The sequence below is a fragment of the Streptacidiphilus sp. PB12-B1b genome, from assembly GCF_014084125.1.
GTDB lineage: Bacteria > Actinomycetota > Actinomycetes > Streptomycetales > Streptomycetaceae > Streptacidiphilus.
Window position 1 is genome coordinate 2783951 of sequence record NZ_CP048405.1, and the last position, 18739, is coordinate 2802689.

Sequence of the window (18739 nt, forward strand, 5' to 3'; positions counted from 1 at the left end):
CAGGGCCCCCGCATCCGGCAGTACCCGCACTCGGCAGTACCCGCATTCGTACGCCGCACCGACGAGAGGCACCACCATGCGGAGAAGAACCCTGCGCGCCGCGCTCCCGCTCGCGGCCGCCGCGCTGCTCACCAGCGCCTGCGCGGGCGGCGGCCCGGCCGCCAAGGCCGCCGCCCGGAGCAACTTCAGCACCGCCCAGGTCTCCACCGCCCCCGCCAAGGGCCCGCTCAGCAGCCTCAGTTGGTACGGCGACTACCGCGCGCCGTACTCCGAGGACCCGCTGAAGACCGCCGACTACCCCGAGGAGACCATCCTCGGCAACGTCTGCGAGCCGCTGCTGCGCACCGGCGCCGACTACAGCCTGAACCCCGGCATCGCCCGGAGCTGGAGCCAGCCGGACGCCGAGCACCTGGTGCTCGACCTGGACCCGCGCGCCACCTTCAGCGACGGTCACCCGGTCACCCCCGCCGACGTCGTCTACAGCCTGCAGCGCAACCAGGACCCGGCCGTGGCCAGCAACTACGCCGACTCCTACAACGACGTCACGTCGATCCGGGCCACCGGCGCCGAGCAGGTCACCGTCGCCTTCAGCAGGCCCGACTACCTGTTCGTGCGCAACCTCGGCATCCTCGCCGGGGCGGTCGTGGAGAAGGCGTTCGCGGTGAAGGCCGGGCAGAACTTCGGCAGCGCGGGCACCGGCGTGGTCTGCTCCGGCCCCTACACCATCGCCTCGTTCGACGGCACCAACACCATGGTGCTCACCCGCGATCCGGGCTACTGGGACCACGCCCACGCCGCCAAGGCCGCCTCGCTCACCTTCCGCTTCCTGTCCGACCCCTCGGCCATCGCCAACGCCCTCGGCTCCGGCAGCCTGGACGGCGGCTTCGACCTGCCGCCCTCCACCGTCGCCCAGCTCTCCAAGGCCACCGACGGCCGGCTCTACGTCGGCGCCACCGGCTCCACCACGCAGAACATCGACCTCATCGTCTCCCGCTTCACCGGCGCCCTCGGCGACGTCCGGGTCCGCCAGGCGCTGTCCATGGCCATCGACCGGGCCGGGATCGCCAAGACCCTGTTCGACGGCACCGCCGACCCGCTGTACGCGGTCGCCGGGCCCGGCTTCTGGCAGACCAGCCCGGCCGAACCGGTCTACGCCGCCGCCTACCGGAAGCTGGTGCAGCCGCCGCAGCCCGCCGCCGCCGCCAAGCTGGTCGCCCAGGCCGGGGCCACCGGCAGACGGCTCACCATCGGCTACGCCGCCGACAGCCCCGACCAGGCCCAGCTCGCCGAGGTGCTGCAGCAGACCGGGGACTCCATCGGCCTCAAGGTCGCCATCGTCGGCCTGCCGGACCAGCAGTACGGCAACCTCTTCATCGACCCCAAGGCCCGCGCCGCCTACGACTCCTTCCTCACCATCAACTACCTGGAATACCCGGAGGCGGCCGACATGTACACCAGCTACGCCACCAAGGGCGGGCTGCAGAACTTCAACGGATACACGAACCCCGTGGTCGAGTCCGAGCTGCTCAAGGCCCAGGGCGCCGAGGACGTCCGGCAGCGCGCCCAGGACGTCACCGCCGCGCAGGCCGTCATCGCCCGCGACCTGCCCTGGATACCGATCGTCGCCCCGCGCGCGCTGCTGTTCCAGAACAAGGCCGTCACCGGCGCACCGCTCACCTTCTCCTACATGGACAACGCCTGGGCCGCGTCCGTGGGTGCGCCCTGATGGGGCGGCTGGTGCTCGCCCGCCTCGGCGGCCTGGTCACCACGCTGCTGCTGTCCAGCGCGGTCATCTTCGGCAGCCTCTACCTGGCGCCCGGCAGCCCCGAGGACGTCCTGTTCGGCAGCCGCACCCCCTCCGCCGCCACCCGCGCCGCCGTCGCCCGCCGGCTGCACCTGGACCGGCCGCTGCCGGTCCGCTACTGGGACTGGCTCACCGGCGTGCTCCACGGCGACCTCGGCCGCTCCATGGTCACCGGCCAGAGCGTGGCCGACCGGGTCGGCCACGGCCTGGGCACCACGCTGTCCCTGGTCGCCCTCAGCATGGTCCTGGTGGTGCTGTTCGGCGTGGGCCTCGGCGCCGCCGCCGCGCTGCGGCCCGGCCCGGTGGACGCCGCCGCCAACGCCGTCACCTCGGTCTCGGTGACCGTGCCGCCGTTCGTCGCCTCAACCCTGCTGATCTCGGTCTTCGCCGTGCACCTCGGCTGGTTCCCGGCGTCCGGCACCGGCACCGGCGCGCTCGGCGAACTGCGCGGCCTGGCCCTGCCCGCCTGCGCCCTGGCCGTGATCAACTGCGGCTTCCTGGCCCGGATCACCCGCAACGCGCTGCGCGAGCAGCTCGCCCTGGAGCACGTGCAGACCGCGCTGGTCCGCGGACTGCCACGCTGGGCGGTCCTGCGCGACCACGTGTTCCGCAACGCGGTGCCGCCGATCGTCACCGCCGTCGCCCTGCTCACCTCCGGCACCTTCGCCTCCACCCTGGTCGTGGAGACCGCCTTCGCCGTCCCCGGCATCGGCATGCTCACCATCACCTCGGTCGAGCAGAAGGACTTCCCGGTCGTCCAGGCCGTCTCCCTGCTGCTGGTCGCCGCCTTCGTGCTGTGCAACGCCGCCAGCGACCTCGTCCAGGCCCTGGTCGACCCACGGCTGCGCACCGCCGGGAGGACCACATGACCACGACGCTCCCCGCCGCACCCGCCGCCGCCCCCGCGCGGCGCGCCCCGCTCCGGCGGCTGGCCCGGGCCCGGGCCGCCCTCGGCGGCTCCGGCATCGCCGCCGCCCTGTTCCTGGCCGTCGTGCTGCTGGTCGCGCTGGCCGCGCCGCTGCTGGTCCCCTACAGCCCGGACGCCCAGTCGCTGCTGGACTCCTACGCCGCGCCGTCCGCCGCGCACCTGCTCGGCGCCGACAGCCTCGGCCGGGACATCGCCTCGCGGCTGATGTTCGGCGCCCGCACCAGCCTGCTCGGCCCGGCCTTGGTGGTCGGCGTGGCGCTGCTGGTCGGCATCCCGCTGGCGCTGGCCGCCGCCTGGTTCGGCGGCGCCGTCAACGCCGTCGTCGCCCGGGTGTTCGACCTGGTCTACGCCCTGCCCGGGCTGCTGCTGGCGGTGCTCGCGGTGGCCCTGTTCGGGCCCGGCCTGGTCCCGGCCGTCGCCGCCCTGGCCATCGCCTACGTCCCGTTCCTGGCCCGCATCGTCCTCGCCGCCGCCCGCCAGCAGCGGGTCAGCCCGTACGTGGACGCGCTCGCCGTCCAGGGCTTCGGGGTCGTGCGGATCACCGTCCGGCACATCCTGCGCAACATCGCGCCGGTCGTCGTCGGCCAGGCCGCCATCGCCTTCGGCTACGCCCTGCTCGACCTCGCCTCGCTCTCCTACCTCGGCCTGGCCGTGCAGGCGCCCACCGCCGACTGGGGCGTCATGGTCAGCGACAGCAACGCGCTGATGGGCGGGTACTGGCTGCCGATCCTCGCGCCCGGCGCACTGATCGTGCTGTCGGTGCTGTCGCTCACCGTCCTCGGCGCGCGGATCAGCGGCGAGCGCCCCCAGCCGTACCTGCGACGCCGCACCCCGCGCGCGCCCCGCCCCCCGCGTACCGGAGCCGCCTCATGACCGCCGCGACACCTCTGCTGGAACTCAGCGGCCTCACCGTGCACCTCGCCGCCACCGGCGGTCCGGCCGGCGGCGCAGCCTCCGCTCCAGGCGGTGCGGACGCGCCCCGGCCGGTGCTGGACGGCATCGACCTCACCCTGGCCCCCGGCGAGGCCCTGGGCCTGGTCGGCGAGTCCGGCTCGGGCAAGTCCATGACCGTACGGGCCGTCACCCGGCTGCTGCCGCCCGGCGCGCGGCTCGCCGGGGGCGTCCGCTTCGAGGGCCGGGACGTCACCGCCATGTCCCCGGCCGAGCTGCGCGGCTACCGCGACACCGGGGTCGGGCTGGTGTTCCAGGACCCCCGCGCGCACATCAACCCCACCCGCCGCGTCGGCGCCTTCCTCACCGAGGCGCTGGTCCGCAACCGCCGGGTGCCGCGCCGCCAGGCCGAGGCCCGGGCCGCCGCGGTACTGGCCGAGGTCGGCATCGACGACCCGGCCCGCAGGCTGCGCCAGTACCCGCACGAGCTGTCCGGCGGCATGCTGCAACGCGTCATGATCGCCTCGGTGCTGCTGGCCGAGCCCCGGCTGATCCTCGCCGACGAGCCCACCACCGCCCTGGACGTCACCATCCAGGCCGAGGTGGTCTCCATCCTCGACCGGCTCCGCCGCGAGCGCGGCCTCGGCATGGTCTTCATCACCCACGACCTGGACCTGGCGCTGGCCGTCTGCGGCCGGGTCGCGGTGATGTACGCCGGGCGGATCGTGGAGATCCGCGAGGCCGCCGGGCTGCACCAGCGCGCCGCCCACCCCTACACGCTGGGCCTGCTCGGCTCGCGCCCCTCGATCGAGGAGCGGGCCGAGCGGCTCAGCGCCATCCCCGGGCGTCCGGTCTCGGCCTTCGAGGCCGGCCCCGGCTGCGCCTTCGCCGACCGCTGCGGCCATGTGCGCCCGGTCTGCCGGGAGGTCCGGCCCGAGCTGGAGCCCTTCCGGGGCGGCCTGGTGCGCTGCCACCGGGCCGCCGAGACCGCGTCCGAGACCGCCCTCCAGGAGGCACCCGCATGACGGCCACCGCCGCCCCGAACGCCGCCGCCGCTGCTCCCGCCGTCACCGTCTCCGGGCTCAGCAAGGTCTTCCGGGTGCCCGGCGGCGCCGGCGGACGCACCCGCCACACCGCCGTGGACGACGTCAGCTTCAGCGTCCCGGCCGGGGGCTCGCTGGGCATCGTCGGTGAGTCCGGCTCCGGCAAGACCACCGTCGCCCGGATGCTGGTCGGCCTGGAGCGGGCCAGCGGCGGCACCATGGCCGTCCTCGGCCGGGACCGCTCCACCCCCGCCCGGGGCGCGGCCGAGCGCAACCGCCGGGCCCGGGAGCTGCAGATCGTCTTCCAGGACCCGTACACCTCGCTGGACCCCAGCCAGAGCGCCCGGGCCGCCGTGGACGAGGTGCTGCGGCACCACACCCGGCTCCCCGCCGGGCCGCGCGCCGCGCGCCTCGGCGAGCTGGTCGACCAGGTCGGCCTGACCGCGCGCCAGGCCGACGCCCGCCCGCGCGACCTCTCCGGCGGCCAGCGGCAGCGGGTCGCCATCGCCCGCGCGCTGGCCGCCGAGCCCGGGGCGCTGATCCTGGACGAGGCGGTCTCGGCCCTGGACGTCTCCATCCAGGCGCAGATCCTCAACCTGCTCGCCGACATCCGCGACCGGACCGGCATCGCCTACCTGCTGATCTCGCACGATCTGGCGGTGGTGCGGCAGCTGTGCGACACCGTGCTGGTGCTCCGGCGCGGGCGGGTGGTCGAGCAGGGCGACTGTGCCGCCGTCCTGGACGCCCCGGCCGAGGAGTACACCCGGGCGCTGCGCGCCGCCGTCCCGGTCCCGGGCTGGCGGCCGGGGCAGTAGACCGGCGGGCGGCCCGGGGGAGCGGCCGAGGCAGGCCGGTTCAGGCCGGGGTGAGCGTGACCGTCACCGCCGCGCCCGGGCGGGCGCCGGGCACGGCGATCAGCGCGCTGCCCGGCGTACCGCCCCGGGGCTGCCGCAGCCGGACCAGCGCCCGCCCGGCCCCGGCCACCCGGAGCCGCGCCCCGGCCGGGTACGCGGTCGGCGGCAGCACGATCCGGGTGTTCGCGCCGCTGCCGCCGACGGTGTAGCGCAGGGTGTAGCCGCCGGTCGCCGGGGTGTACGCCTCGGCGAGCGGCAGCCCGGCGACCGCCGTCGCGTACGGGCCGAACACCGGGGCATCGCCCGGGTGCGGCGCGCCCTGCGGGTCCAGCGGGGTGTAGCCGCCGGTGCCCTCGCCCCAGTACCACATGGTCCAGCCGCCGGCGAACCCCTCCATGGCCGTGACCTGCGCCTGCACCAGCTCGGTGTTGCCGGGCGTGTCCGCGTCCGGCGGGCCCCACTCGCCGACGACCACCGGCATCCGGTGCGCCCGCGGGTAGGCCGTGACGGCGGCGGTGTAGGCCTGGATGAAGCCGTCCGAGGGGTTCCAGTCGCCGCCGTCCTCGACGGCGGTGTCGTAGAAGTGCGGCGCGTAGCCGATCCGCGCGGCGCCCGGGCGCGGATCCCGGAAGCCCGGCAGCAGGGTCGGCACGCCCTCGCCCACCAGCACCGTGGGCTCGACGAACAGCCAGGAGCGGGTGTCCACCGCGCGCACGGCGGCGATCAGCCGCCGGTACATCAGCGCCAGCCGCCCGGTCTCCAGCGCCGCCACCGAGGAGACCTGGACGGCCGGATCGGTCGGGTCGCCGTCGAACGGCCCGCTGGGCTCGTTGAACAGGTCGTAGCCCAGCAGCGCCGGATCGCCGCGCAGGGTCCGGGCGATGTGCGTGTAGAAGTCGGTCTGCGCCCGGCGCAGGGCGGGATCGTCGTAGAGGTGGGTGAAGGCGGCCTGCACCGAGGGCTCGAAGTACTCGGCGAACCAGTCGTCGGGGTCCGGGGTGAACGGCAGCCCGTCGTCGTCGGTCGCCCAGGCCGGGACGCCGTCCTGGCCGCCGCCGAACGCCGGGCCGTAGACGTCCTGGTGGAAGTCGACCAGGACCAGCAGCCCGTACCGGTCGGCCCAGCCCATCAGCTGCTGGAGCCTGGCCAACTCGGCGGCGTCGTAGCGTCCCGGGGCGGGCTCCAGCCGGGCCCAGGTGATGTCCAGGCGGATCAGGTTGAAGCCGTGGGCGACGATGGAGCGCAGGTCCGCCTCGGTGGCCTCGTCGTATTTGTCGACATTGAAGCCGCGCAGCTGGAGGCTGCGCCCGGCCGGGTCGGCGAACAGCGTCCGCCCGTCGGCGGCGGTGACCGTCCCGGTGGGGAAGTCCGGCGCCCGGACGGCGGCTGCGGCGGCTGCGAGCGGGGCGGTGGCGGCAGGCAGGGCGGCGGCCAGGGTCAGGGCGATCGCGGCGGCGGTACGGCGGATGCGCAAGGGACACCTCGACAGGGGAGGGGACAGGGCAGCGGGGCCGGTCGTCGATGCTGCTCCGGCAGGCGACGGAACACAAGAGGAATGCGAGCGTTGCTCATGTTCTCTTGGCGTCGCGGACCGGAAAGCCGCTGCCGACCCCTTGGGCGGCGCGGTCCCGGACCCTATGCTGACGCAATGTCTCATAAGGAGGGGAGTCATGAGTCCCGCCGCCGCATCCGCCCCCGCGCCCGGCCCCGGCGCCCGCCCCCGGCCGCTCAGCCCGGCAGTCCGCTTCGCCGTGCTGGCGCCGCTGGCCGTGGGTTCCGGATACACCGCCCTGGTGCTGACCCTGGCCCCCTCCCTCACCCGGGCGCTCTTCCCGTGGACGATGTCGCCGGTCACCGCCGTCCTGCTGGGCGCGGCCTACGCGGGCAGCTGGGCCATGCTCTGGCTCGCCGCCGCCCGCGCCGAGCAGTGGGCCCGGGCCCGGGTCACCGTGGCCACCAGCTCGCTGTTCATGCTGCTGGCGCTGGCCGCGACCCTGCTCGGCCGGGGCACCCTGCACCTGCGCTCGGGGGATCTCAGCGGGGTCCTGGCCGCCTGGGGCTGGCTCGGCGTCCACCTCTGCGCCCCGCTGATCGGCCTGGTCGCCTTCGGCTTCCAGTGGTACGCGCGGGGCGCCGAGCCGCCCCGGCCCGAACCGCTGCCCGGCTGGGTGTCCGCGCCGATGCTGGCCTCCGCGGCGCTGCTCGGCCCGACCGGTCTCTGGCTGTTCGTCGAACCGGCTCTGACGGCCCGTCACTGGGCTTGGCATGCAAGCCAGTTGGATGTCCGGATGCTGGGCGCCTGGAGCCTCGCCTTCGGCGTCGCCATGCTGCTCGCGCACCGGGAGCGGGAGTTGCGGCGGGTCCGGCACGGCATGGTGGCGCTGGTCCTCACCGGCCTGCTCGGGCTGGTCGGCATGCTGCGGTACGCCGGTTCCGTGCACTGGGGTTCCCCGGCCGCGTGGGCGGTGGTGGCGGCGCTGACGCTGCTGCTGGGGATGGGCCTGTCCGGGCTCGGCCTGGCGCCGCTGCTGTCCCCGCCGCCACCGGCGGTCGCCCGCGCACCGTCGGTCGTGAACTAGCGCCCCGTGCGCCCCCCGTGGCGAATCGCGCGCCGCGCGGCTTCACACGTCCGTGGGTTTCCTGGCGCCCGGGACGGTGCAGAACAGCCTTGTACGGACCTGCTCGCGCGAGGCCCGGCGCGTGGGAGTACGGTGTGCCAGTGGACCGACAGTTGCACACCGACCTCCCCAGGCCGATAGTCTTCGCTCCACGGCCCTGGTGCCTTCCAAGGGGTGGGATATGAATCAGATGCAGCATGTGCGCAGCAGGCCGCGGGTTCCCGCGGTCCAGTGCGGCACGGGCGCGGCGAGCCGACGGCTCGACCGTCACCTCGCCGTACTGGGCGCACCTGCGCTCCCGCAGGTGGATGTGGCAGACGCGGTCGGCCTCATAAGGGAGTTGACGCCCCGAGGGCTCGCCTCCCCGGAGGCGCGCCCCAACCGTGGGGCGCGTATGGTGCTGCTCGCGCCGCTCAAGCGCCTCACCCGCTCGCTTTTCGGCGGTCGCAGGTAGGTCGTCCCCCGACCCGGTCGTGGCCTTCAGGTCACGGCCGGGTTTGTTGTGCCCGCGCGCAGTCGGCCCGCGTGCGGGGCCGCCCGCCCGGATCGCTCAGCCCAGCCCGATCTGGTACGCCTTGTCCTCGCCCCGTTCGCTGATGCGCCAGCCCTGCGGGGTGCGCAGCACGGTGTCCCGGTACCACAGCCCGCACACCAGCAGTCCCGGCTCGGCGCCGTCCGCGCCCGGCAGTGCCATCGGGTTGTGGCACATGGTCCGGACGGCGGCCCGGTCGCCGTCCAGGGCGATCGCGCAGTTGGCCACCAGGTGCTGGGTGGCGGTGAACAGCGGCAGCACCGAGTCCAGGAACGCCACCACCTCCTCCACCGACCCCTTGGGCCCGCCGAAGGCCCCGTAGTCCACCACCGCGTCCGGGGTGAACAGCTCCCGGAACAGCGGCCAGTCGCGGGTGTCCACGGCGTGCGCGTAGCGGACCATCAGATCCGCGATCTCCATCCGGTCCGACATCTCCTGCAGCGTCAGCATCGGCCCAGTGTGCGCAGCCCGGTCCGAGATGAGAACCCCCGCGCAGGATCGGGACCGGCGAGGCAGACCTCGAACTCCGTTCGCTGTCCGCCGAGTTGGCTGACGCCTCGGGTTGAGGTGGTGCAACTGCTCGCGCGGGCAAGGGTGTTCGTCCACCTGTTGGTCCACGTGCCCGTGGGCGTCCTCAACCGGCAGGCCCCAACGCCCCTACGCGCCCGAGCAGTTCGAGGGGATCGGCGGCAGCGGTGCACGCGGTGCACGCGGTGGCCGGGCCGGGCCCCGGCTCGGTGGTGACGGACGGGGTTGCGGATCGGCGGCGGCGCGGTGGTCCGCCGGGCGTGCTGATCAGCGTGGAGCCGGTCCGGGACCGGGGCTGTACGCCCTCTCGGCGGGCGGGCGGGCGGGCGGACGGGTCCGGCCGGGGGCAAAGCCGCCGGATGCGCCGAACGGCCCCTGCGGGGCGCCGGCGGGCCCGGAACGGCGTAGCACGGCAGGCGGGGGCGGACCTGCGTGCGTAGCGTCGGAGTGTCCCCGCCGCGGGCGGCGCGGCCGGGCCGGGGTTTCGCCCGGGGCGGGCCGGGGGGAGGAGAGCCGCGACAGCCGAACCAGGAAGAGGACCGCAGATGTCGTTGCACACCGGGCAGCACCAGGACGCCGACGGCGAGCGCCTGCTGGCGGTCAATCCCTTCCTGGGGGCGGCCAACCCCGTCCCCGGCCTGGAGACCGCCCCGCCCAAGCACCGGCTGCCGGACGGCCCCATGCCGCCGGACTCCGCCTACCAGGTCGTCCACGACGAGCTGATGCTGGACGGCAACGCCCGGCTCAACCTGGCCACCTTCGTGACCACCTGGATGGAGCCGCAGGCCGACGCGCTGATGTCGGAGTGCCTCGACAAGAACATGATCGACAAGGACGAGTACCCGCAGACCGCCGAGCTGGAGCGGCGCTGCGTGGCCATCCTGGCCGACCTGTGGAACGCCCCCGACCCGGAGAACACCGTCGGCTGCTCCACCACCGGCTCCAGCGAGGCGTGCATGCTGGCCGGGCTGGCGCTCAAGCGCCGCTGGATGCAGCGCAACCGCGAGCGCTACGCGGCCGGGGCCCGGCCCAACCTGGTCATGGGCGTCAACGTGCAGGTGTGCTGGGAGAAGTTCTGCAACTTCTGGGAGGTCGAGGCCCGGACCGTGCCGATGGAGGGCGACCGCTACCACCTGGACGCCGCCGGCGCCGTCGCCCTGTGCGACGAGGACACCATCGGCGTGGTGGCCATCCTCGGCTCCACCTTCGACGGCTCCTACGAGCCGGTCTGGGACGTCTGCTCCGCCCTGGACGACCTGCAGCAGCGCACCGGCCTGGACATCCCGGTGCACGTGGACGGCGCCTCCGGGGCGATGGTCGCGCCGTTCCTGGACCCGGAGCTGGAGTGGGACTTCCGGCAGCCCCGGGTGGCCTCCATCAACACCTCCGGCCACAAGTACGGCCTGGTCTACCCCGGCGTCGGCTGGGCGCTGTGGCGGGACCGCGAGGCGCTGCCCGAGGAGCTGGTCTTCCGGGTCAACTACCTCGGCGGGGACATGCCCACCTTCGCGCTGAACTTCTCCCGCCCCGGGGCCGAGGTGGTCGCGCAGTACTACACCTTCCTGCGGCTGGGCCGGGACGGCTACCGCGCGGTCCAGCAGGCCAGCCGGGACGTCGCCATGTCGCTGTCCGAGCGGATCGGCGCGATGCACCAGTTCCGGCTGCTGAGCCGGGGCGACGAGCTGCCGGTGTTCGCCTTCACCACCGCCGATCACGTCACCGCGTTCAACGTCTTCGACGTCTCCCGGCGGCTGCGCGAGCGCGGCTGGCTGGTGCCCGCGTACACCTTTCCGGAGAACCGGACCGACCTGGCGGCGCTGCGCGTCGTCTGCCGCAACGGCTTCTCGTCCGACCTGGCCGACCTGCTGATCGCCGACCTGAACCGGCTGCTGTCGGAGCTGGAGGAGCAGCCCGGCCCGCTGCACCGGCCGGAGATGTCCACCGCGTTCCACCACTAGGCCCCGATCGCACCGGGCCCCGATCGCACCTGGCCCGAGCACGGCAGGCCCGAGAACGATCGCGCCCGGGCACCGGCGGCGGCCCCGGGCCTGCGGTCAGCCGTGCCCGGCGGCCAGCGCGGCGCCGATGGCCACCGCCAACCGGTCCAGGTAGTCGCGGGAGATGGCGGTCCTGGCCACCAGCAGCCGCCAGTACAGCGGCCCGGCGATCAGGTCCAGCGCCAGGTCCGGGTCGGTGTCGGCGGGCAGCTCGCCGCGGGCGACGGCCTTGCGCACCAGCGCCGCGCTGCTGTCCCGCTGCGCCTCGCGCAGCGCGGTGGCCAGGGTCTCGGCGATCTCGGGGTTGCGCGCGGCCTCGGCCAGCAGGTCGGGGACGATCTGGGCGGCCAGCGGGTGCCGCAGGACCCGGGCGACCACGTGCACGAACATCCGCAGGTCGTCCTGGAGCGAGCCGGTGTCCGGGAGCACCAGGCCGAGCGAGGCCACCTCGGAGACCACCTCGATGACCATGGGCAGCTTGGAGCGCCAGCGGCGGTAGACGGCGGTCTTGCCGACACCGGCCCGGCGCGCCACGGCCTCGATCGACAGCCGGGCGTAACCGGTGGCCGCCAGCTCCTCGAACACGGCGAGCCGGATCGCCTCGGTGACGTCGTCGCGCAGCACGGCCGCTCCGGCCGGGGCCCGCTTGGTCTCGGGGGCGCCCTGCGCGGCCTTCGGTCGCTCCGCTCGCACGGGTTTCCCTGTCAGCATGCCGCCAGTGTAGCGTCAGGACGGAACGGTTGCGTTGCGTCGTCGGACCCTTTAACGTCTTCTCACGACGAGACGGTAGCGTTCCGTTGTGGTTCAGTCGGGGGCGGAAGCTTTGGGAGTAGCGTGTCCACGGTATTCGAACAACGGGTGACCGGTACGTCCGGTGTCGACCCGGACGCGGGACTGAGTCCCGCCCAACTCGCGGCCAAACACGGACTGTCCGTGAGCGGCAGGCGCCCCGGGCTGCTGAAGTACAGCCGGCAGCTGTGGGGTCGGCGCCAGTTCATCGTCTCCTTCGCCACCGCGCGACTGATTGCGATGTACACCACCGCCAAGCTGGGCCAGGTCTGGCAGGTCATGACGCCGCTGCTGAACGCGGGCGTCTACTACCTGGTCTTCGGTCTGCTGCTGGGCCAGAGCCGGGGCATCCCGGACTTCATCGCCTACCTGTGCTGCGGTGTGTTCGTCTTCCAGTTCACCCAGTCGGCGATCCTCTCCGGCACGCGTTCGATCACCGACAACCTCGGGCTGATCCGGGCGCTGCACTTCCCGAGGGCCTGCCTGCCGATCGCGTTCACGGTGATCCAGCTCCAGCAGCTGATCTTCTCCATGGGCGTCCTCGGCGTCATCATGCTGGTCAGCGGCCAGCCGCTGACGCTGCACTGGCTGCTGATCGTGCCGATCCTGGTGCTGCAGTCGGTGTTCAACACCGGCCTGGCCATGATCATGGCCCGGATCGGCGCCAAGACCACCGACATGGCGCAGCTGATGCCGTTCGTCATCCGCACCTGGATGTACCTCTCCGGCGTGTTCTGGGCGGTCAGCACCTTCACCGCCAAGGCCCCGCACTGGGCCGCGGTGCTGCTGAACATGAACCCGGCGCTCATCTTCAACGACCTGATGCGCTACGCGCTGATGACGTCCGTCCCCGAGAGCATCCTGCCCGCGCACGTGTGGCTGATCACACTGGGCTGGGCCCTGCTGTTCGGTCTGGGCGGATATGTGTTCTTCTGGTTGTCCGAGGAGGAGTACGGCCGTGGATGACGTGACTTTGGACAGTGGCCAGAGCGGCCCCGACGGTGAGCTGCTGACCGGCCCCGACGGCAAGCTGCTGGTCGAGCTGACCCCCGAGCAGCTCGAGCGCCGCCGGGTGCTGGAGCAGGAGCGCGCCGACCGCGCCGCCAAGCAGGCCAAGTTCGGCCGCACTCCCACCGTGATCGTGGACAACATCCACATCGTCTACAAGATCTACGGCGCGGGCGTCGGCAAGGGCTCGGCCACCTCCGCCCTGTCCCGGATCATCAGCCGCCGCACCTCCCCGGCGCTGACCGAGGTGCACGCGGTCAAGGGCATCAGCTTCACCGCGTACAAGGGCGAGGCGATCGGTCTGATCGGCTCCAACGGCTCCGGCAAGTCGACCACCCTGTCGGCCGTCGCCGGGCTGCTGCCGGTCGAGTCGGGCGCGATCTACACCGACGGCCAGCCCTCGCTGCTGGGCGTCAACGCCGCCATGATGAACGACCTCACCGGCGAGCGGAACGTGGTCCTGGGCTGCCTGGCCATGGGCATGTCCAAGGCCGAGGTCAAGCAGCGCTACCAGGACATCGTCGACTTCTCCGGCATCCAGGAGCGCGGCGACTTCGTCTCGCTGCCGATGCGGACGTACTCCTCCGGTATGGCCGCCCGGCTGCGCTTCTCCATCGCCGCCGCCAAGACCCACGACGTACTGCTCATCGACGAGGCCCTGGCCACCGGCGACACCGCCTTCCAGAAGCGCAGCGAGGACCGCATCCGCGAGCTGCGCAAGGACGCCGGAACGGTGTTCCTGGTCTCGCACAACAACAAGTCGATCCGCGACACCTGCGACCGGACGATCTGGCTGGAGGCCGGGGTGATCCGCGCCGACGGCCCGACCGAGGACGTGGTCGCCGAGTACGAGAGCTACATGAAGTCCCGCTAGACCCCGGCTGACCTCAGTGGGAACCCCGGCGGAAGCCGGGAGCGGGCCGACGGGGGCCGCCGATGACGCAGAACCGGATCATCGGCGGCCACCCCCGACGAGTATTTGTCACACCGAAGTCCTAAGCTAAGCGCAAGATCCCTGCGATCCCACTGGTATCCGGACGGTCGCCCATGCGTTCGTCCTGGTGGGGGCTGTCAGGGCGAGGGAGGTGCCGGTGTTCGGTGCACCCCGGGCGTGTCCGCTGTGGGCAGGTCGTCAAGATCGGTGTAGAACGGGGGGGTGGCGGTCATGACAGTTCGTCGGCGTGCAGGATCGGGCTCCTGCGCCGCACAGGTCCGTGCCCTGACGGGTCGGCACCGGTGAGCCTGGAGCAGGGAGCGGTACTCGACAAGGCGGGCGCGGAGAACTTTCCCGTGGCCCCCTTCTTCATGCCCCGCTCGATGCGTGCCGGGCTGATGGCCGTGTACGGCTTCGCCCGCCTGGTGGACGACGTCGGCGACGGCGACCTGGCCGACCCGCGGGCCACCGCCCGGCTGCTGGGCGTCCCGCTGCCGGAGACGGAGCCGCAGCCCGCCCTGGCCCGGACCGCGCCCGAGCCCGTGCCGTCCCCGGCCGCAGCCGCAGGCGCCGCCGCGCCGGACGAGGCCGAGACCCGCGCCCGGCTCGCCCTGCTGGACGCCATCGAGAGCGACCTCGACCGCGCGTTCGACACCGTCCTGGGCGCCCCCGGCACGCAGGCCCCGCGCCATCCGCTGCTGGCCGCCCTGTGCCCGGTGATCGACCTGCACGGACTCACCCCGGAGCCGTTCCGGGCGCTGATCCAGGCCAACCGGGTCGACCAGACGACCAGCCGCTACGCCACCTTCGACGACCTCATGGGCTACTGCGAGCTGTCCGCCAACCCGGTGGGCCGGCTCGTGCTGCAGCTCGCCGGGCTCGCCACGCCCGAGCGCGTCCGCCGCTCCGACGCCGTCTGCAGCGCCCTGCAGGTGGTCGAGCACCTGCAGGACGTCGCCGAGGACCGTGCCCGGGACCGGATCTACCTCCCGGCCGAGGACATGGCCCGCTTCGGCGTCGCCGAGGCCGACCTGGACGCCCCGCACGCCGGCCCGGCCCTGCGCGCGCTGGTCGAGTACGAGGCCGGCCGCGCCCGCGCCCTGCTGGCCGAGGGCGCGCCGCTGGTCGGCAGCGTCGGCGGGCGGCTGCGGCTGCTGCTGGCGGGCTTCGTGGCCGGCGGCGGCGCCGCGCTGCAGGCCGTCGCCGATGCCGGAAACGATGTGCTGGCCGGGGCTCCCAAGCCCCGGAAGGGCCGCCTGCTGCGCGAGGCGGCAGTGACGCTGGTGAAAGGAAGGTGAGTCGGCGAATGGAGGGCATCTCCCGGGTCTCCCCGCAGGTCATCGCTGCCTACACGTACTGCGAGGCGGTGACCGGCGCACAGGCGCGCAACTTCTCGTACGGCATCCGGCTGCTGCCGCAGGCCAAGCGGCGGGCCATGTCCGCCATCTACGCGCTGGCCCGCCGGATCGACGACATCGGCGACGGCGACTGGCCGCTCGAACGCAAGGCCGAGCACCTGGGCCGGACCAGGGCCCTGCTGGACGAGATCCGCGAGGGCTCGGTCGAGGCGGAGGACACCGACCCGGTCAAGGTCGCCCTGGCGCACTCGGCCGCGCTGTTCCCGATCCCGCTGGACGCCTTCGACGAGCTGATCGACGGCGTCGAGATGGACGTCAGGGGCACCGAGTACCAGACCTTCGAGCAGCTGCGGGTCTACTGCCGCTGCGTCGCGGGCACCGTCGGCCGGCTCTCGCTGGGCGTCTTCGGCTGCTCCGACCCCAAGCGCGGCGCCGAGTACGCCGACACCCTGGGGCTCGGCCTGCAGCTCACCAACATCCTGCGCGACGTGCGCGAGGACGCCGCCAACGGCCGCACCTACCTCCCGGCCGAGGACCTCGCCCGCTTCGGCTGCGAGCAGGGCTTCGCCGACGCCCGCCCCGGCGCGAGCGGCGGGGACTTCCGCGGCCTGGTGCTGTTCGAGGCCGAGCGGGCCCAGGCCGCCTTCGACGAGGGCCTGCTGCTGCTGCCCATGCTGGACCGGCGCAGCCGGGCGTGCGTCGCCGCCATGTCGGGCATCTACCACCGGCTGCTGGAGCGGATCGCCGCCGAGCCCGAGGCGGTGCTGCGCGGCCGGATGTCGCTCCCCGCCTGGGAGAAGGCATATGTGGCCCTGTCCGGCCTCGCCGGAGGGCGTGCTTCTTGAACGCGCGGCTGGTCCCGCCCCTCCCGTTTGTTGCGGAGGGTAGCTGGGAAACCACGGGGAGCAGTAACTGTTCGGGGAGGGCAGGATGAGCACGCGTGCCGTGGGCGCCCGCGCGGTCGTGGCCGGCGGGGGGCTGGCCGGGATCACCGCGGCGCTGCGCCTGGCCGACGCCGGGGTCGGCGTCACCCTGGTCGAGGCCCGGCCCCGGCTCGGCGGCCTGGCCTTCTCGTTCCGCCGCGGGGAGCTGTGGGTCGACAACGGCCAGCACGTCTTCCTGCGCTGCTGCACGGCCTACCGCGGACTGCTGCAGCGGCTCGGCGTGAGCGACCAGGTCGAGATCCAGCCCCGGCTGGACGTCCCGGTGCGGGACGTCGCCACCGGCAGGCTGGGCACGCTGCGCCGCGACCCGCTGCCGGTGCCGCTGCACCTGGGCCGCAGCCTGGTGTCCTACCCGCACCTGAGCCTGGCCGACCGGCTGGCCACCGGCCGCGCCGCGCTGGCCCTGCGCGGCCTGGACCTGGACGACCCGGCGCTGGACGAGGAGTCCTTCGGCGACTGGCTGCGCCGCCACGGCCAGTCCGCGCGCGCCGTCGAGGCGCTGTGGGACCTGGTCGGCGTGGCCACCCTGAACGCCACCGCCGACGAGTCCTCGCTGGCGCTGGCGGCGATGGTGTTCAAGACCGGGCTGCTGTCCGACCCGGGCGCCTCCGACATCGGCTTCGCCAAGGTCCCGCTCGGCGCGCTGCACGACGACGCGGCGCGCGCCGCCCTGGAGCGCGCCGGCGTGCGGGTGCTGCTGCGCGCGCGGGTCACCGGGATCAAGCCCGGCGAGGCCGGCCGGCACACCGTGCTGCTGGAGGGCGAGCGGCTGGACGGCGGCGGCGAGCAGCTGGAGCAGGTGGACACCGTGGTGCTCGCCGTGCCCCAGGACGCCGCCCACGACCTGCTCCCGCCGGGCAGCCTGGACCACCCGGAGCGGCTGCTGGAACTCGACTACGCGCCGATCCTCAACATCCACGTCCGCTACGACCGAACCGTCCTCGACCGGCCCTTCCTGGCCGCCCTCGGCTCCCCGGTGCAGTGGGTCTTCGACCGCACCGCGCACTCCGGGGCGAGCGGCCCCGGCCAGTACCTGGCGCTGTCGCAGTCGGCGGCCCGGGACGAGATCGACCTCCCCGTCGCCGAGCTGCGGCGCCGCTACCTGCCCGAGCTGGAGCGGCTGCTGCCCGCCGCCCGCGACGCCCGGGTCACCGAGTTCTTCGTCACCCGGGAGCGCACCGCGACCTTCGCGCCCGCCCCCGGCTCCGCGCGCCTGCGGCCCTCCGCGCGCACCCGCACGCCCGGCGTCCTCCTCGCCGGATCGTGGACCGCCACCGGCTGGCCCGCGACCATGGAGGGCGCCGTGCGCAGCGGAAACGCGGCCGCCCGAGCGGTCCTGGCGGCCGCCCCATGACGTGTTGACGCAACGGCAGGCAGGTGGGACATGACAGCGACAGCAGCAGCCCGGCAGACGAACGGAGAGGGACCAAGCGTGGTTTCGCGCCCCGAAGAGGCACAGACGGTGGACCATGTGGACGTGTCGTCCCTGCTCGAACGAGGAAGAACCCTCTGCACTCCCGTCCTGAGGGAGGCCGTGGGCCGGCTCGCGCCGCCGATGGACCGGGTGTCCGCCTACCACTTCGGCTGGACCGACGCCGAGGGCCGCCCGACCGAGGGCGACAGCGGCAAGGCCGTCCGCCCGGCGCTGGCGCTGCTCTCCGCCCAGGCCGCCGGCGCGCCGGCGGAGATCGGCATCCCCGGCGGGGTCGCGGTGGAGCTGGTGCACAACTTCTCGCTGCTCCACGACGACCTGATGGACGGGGACGAGCAGCGCCGCCACCGCGCCACCGTGTGGACGGTCTTCGGGCCCGCGCAGGCGATCCTGGTCGGCGACGCCATGTTCGCGCTCGCCAACGAGGTGCTGCTGGAGGCCGCCGACCTCGGCACCACCACCGGCGTGGACGCCGGGCGCGCGGTGCAGCGGCTCACCCTGGCCACCCGCAAGCTCATCGACGGCCAGGCCCAGGACCTCTCCTTCGAGCACCGCGACCGGGTCACCGTCGTCGAGTGCCTGGAGATGGAGGGCAACAAGACCGGCGCCCTGCTGGCGGCCTCGGCCTCGGTCGGCGCGGTCCTGGCCGGCATCGACGACGCCTCGGCCGACGCCCTGGAGCGCTACGGCTACCACCTGGGCCTGGCCTTCCAGGCGGTGGACGACCTGCTGGGCATCTGGGGCGCCACCGAGGTCACCGGCAAGCCCAACTTCGGCGACCTGCGCCAGCGCAAGAAGTCCCTCCCGGTCGCGGCCGCGCTCGCCGACGACAACGCCGCCTCGCGGCGCCTGGCCGAGCTGCTGGCCGACCCGGAGGGCCGCGGACACGAGGACGAGGAACAACTCGCGGTCCGCGCGGCTTTGATCGAAGAGGCGGGCGGACGGGCCTGGACCGCCGACGAGGCGCGACGGCAGCACAAGACGGCGCTGGCCGCGTTGGACGAGGTGCCGATGCCGGTCGGAGTAAGGGAGCAGTTCGCCGCGCTCGCCGAATTCGTCGTGGTCAGGGAGAGGTGACG

17 protein-coding genes are annotated in these 18739 nt (G+C 73.8%); 14 read left to right on the forward strand and 3 right to left on the reverse strand.

What is annotated here, in order from left to right; translation table 11 throughout:
* Positions 1 to 76 precede the first annotated feature (76 nt).
* From GXW83_RS12645 to GXW83_RS12665, 5 genes are read left to right on the forward strand one after another with little or no spacing between them, the layout of a single operon-like run.
* Positions 77 to 1726, forward strand: coding sequence for an ABC transporter substrate-binding protein (locus tag GXW83_RS12645; protein WP_182443167.1), 1650 nt, complete (start codon positions 77 to 79; stop codon positions 1724 to 1726).
* The gene (locus tag GXW83_RS12650) at positions 1726 to 2673 is read left to right on the forward strand and encodes an ABC transporter permease (RefSeq protein WP_182443168.1); all 948 of its coding nucleotides are present in this window, start codon (positions 1726 to 1728) and stop codon (positions 2671 to 2673) included. The genes GXW83_RS12645 and GXW83_RS12650 overlap by 1 nt, the downstream gene beginning before the upstream one ends.
* A complete protein-coding gene (locus GXW83_RS12655; protein WP_182443169.1) occupies positions 2670 to 3605 on the forward strand; it encodes an ABC transporter permease in 936 nt (311 codons plus the stop codon). The genes GXW83_RS12650 and GXW83_RS12655 overlap by 4 nt, the downstream gene beginning before the upstream one ends.
* Complete coding sequence (locus GXW83_RS12660; protein WP_182443170.1) at positions 3602 to 4648, forward strand: ABC transporter ATP-binding protein; 1047 nt, start codon at positions 3602 to 3604, stop codon at positions 4646 to 4648. Before GXW83_RS12655 ends, GXW83_RS12660 begins: the two co-directional genes overlap by 4 nt.
* Positions 4645 to 5481 (forward strand): ABC transporter ATP-binding protein, encoded by an 837-nt coding sequence (locus GXW83_RS12665; RefSeq protein WP_182443171.1) that lies wholly within the window; start codon positions 4645 to 4647, stop codon positions 5479 to 5481. Before GXW83_RS12660 ends, GXW83_RS12665 begins: the two co-directional genes overlap by 4 nt.
* Before the next feature lie 40 nt (positions 5482 to 5521).
* Here GXW83_RS12665 and GXW83_RS12670 read toward each other — a convergent pair whose 3' ends face one another.
* Positions 5522 to 6994, reverse strand: a complete 1473-nt coding sequence (locus tag GXW83_RS12670; protein ID WP_182443172.1) for a cellulase family glycosylhydrolase — start codon at positions 6992 to 6994, stop codon at positions 5522 to 5524.
* 196 nt (positions 6995 to 7190) lie between these two features.
* Between GXW83_RS12670 and GXW83_RS12675 the strand changes: the two genes are divergently transcribed.
* Complete coding sequence (locus tag GXW83_RS12675) at positions 7191 to 8099, forward strand: hypothetical protein (protein ID WP_182443173.1); 909 nt, start codon at positions 7191 to 7193, stop codon at positions 8097 to 8099.
* A 220-nt stretch (positions 8100 to 8319) separates the two neighbouring features.
* On the forward strand, positions 8320 to 8592 hold the full coding sequence (locus tag GXW83_RS33975; protein WP_225446934.1) for a hypothetical protein: 273 nt from the start codon (positions 8320 to 8322) through the stop codon (positions 8590 to 8592).
* Positions 8593 to 8688: 96 nt separating this feature from the next.
* Here the strand turns inward: GXW83_RS33975 and GXW83_RS12680 are convergent, their stop codons facing one another.
* Complete coding sequence (locus tag GXW83_RS12680; RefSeq protein WP_182443174.1) at positions 8689 to 9120, reverse strand: nuclear transport factor 2 family protein; 432 nt, start codon at positions 9118 to 9120, stop codon at positions 8689 to 8691.
* A gap of 623 nt (positions 9121 to 9743) precedes the next feature.
* Between GXW83_RS12680 and GXW83_RS12685 the strand changes: the two genes are divergently transcribed.
* Positions 9744 to 11156, forward strand: a complete 1413-nt coding sequence (locus GXW83_RS12685) for a glutamate decarboxylase (RefSeq protein ID WP_182443175.1) — start codon at positions 9744 to 9746, stop codon at positions 11154 to 11156.
* Between the two features lie 96 nt (positions 11157 to 11252).
* On the opposite strand, the gene GXW83_RS12690 is transcribed toward GXW83_RS12685, so the two are convergent.
* A complete protein-coding gene (locus tag GXW83_RS12690; RefSeq protein WP_182443176.1) occupies positions 11253 to 11906 on the reverse strand; it encodes a TetR/AcrR family transcriptional regulator in 654 nt (217 codons plus the stop codon).
* A gap of 147 nt (positions 11907 to 12053) precedes the next feature.
* Between GXW83_RS12690 and GXW83_RS12695 the strand changes: the two genes are divergently transcribed.
* The 6 genes from GXW83_RS12695 (at position 12054) to GXW83_RS12720 (ending at position 18737) form a co-directional block, all read left to right on the forward strand.
* Complete coding sequence (locus GXW83_RS12695; RefSeq protein ID WP_225447473.1) at positions 12054 to 12950, forward strand: ABC transporter permease; 897 nt, start codon at positions 12054 to 12056, stop codon at positions 12948 to 12950.
* Positions 12951 to 13059: 109 nt separating this feature from the next.
* A complete protein-coding gene (locus tag GXW83_RS12700; RefSeq protein ID WP_225447474.1) occupies positions 13060 to 13866 on the forward strand; it encodes an ABC transporter ATP-binding protein in 807 nt (268 codons plus the stop codon).
* Between the two features lie 362 nt (positions 13867 to 14228).
* Entirely contained in the window at positions 14229 to 15224 is a 996-nt protein-coding gene (gene hpnC, locus GXW83_RS12705) for a squalene synthase HpnC (protein ID WP_225446936.1), read from the forward strand.
* Positions 15225 to 15232: 8 nt separating this feature from the next.
* Positions 15233 to 16129 (forward strand): presqualene diphosphate synthase HpnD, encoded by an 897-nt coding sequence (hpnD, locus tag GXW83_RS12710; protein ID WP_182443180.1) that lies wholly within the window; start codon positions 15233 to 15235, stop codon positions 16127 to 16129.
* An 85-nt stretch (positions 16130 to 16214) separates the two neighbouring features.
* Positions 16215 to 17582 (forward strand): hydroxysqualene dehydroxylase HpnE, encoded by a 1368-nt coding sequence (hpnE, locus tag GXW83_RS12715; RefSeq protein ID WP_182443181.1) that lies wholly within the window; start codon positions 16215 to 16217, stop codon positions 17580 to 17582.
* Positions 17583 to 17612: 30 nt separating this feature from the next.
* Positions 17613 to 18737 (forward strand): polyprenyl synthetase family protein, encoded by a 1125-nt coding sequence (locus tag GXW83_RS12720; RefSeq protein WP_182443182.1) that lies wholly within the window; start codon positions 17613 to 17615, stop codon positions 18735 to 18737.
* Positions 18738 to 18739: the final 2 nt, after the last annotated feature.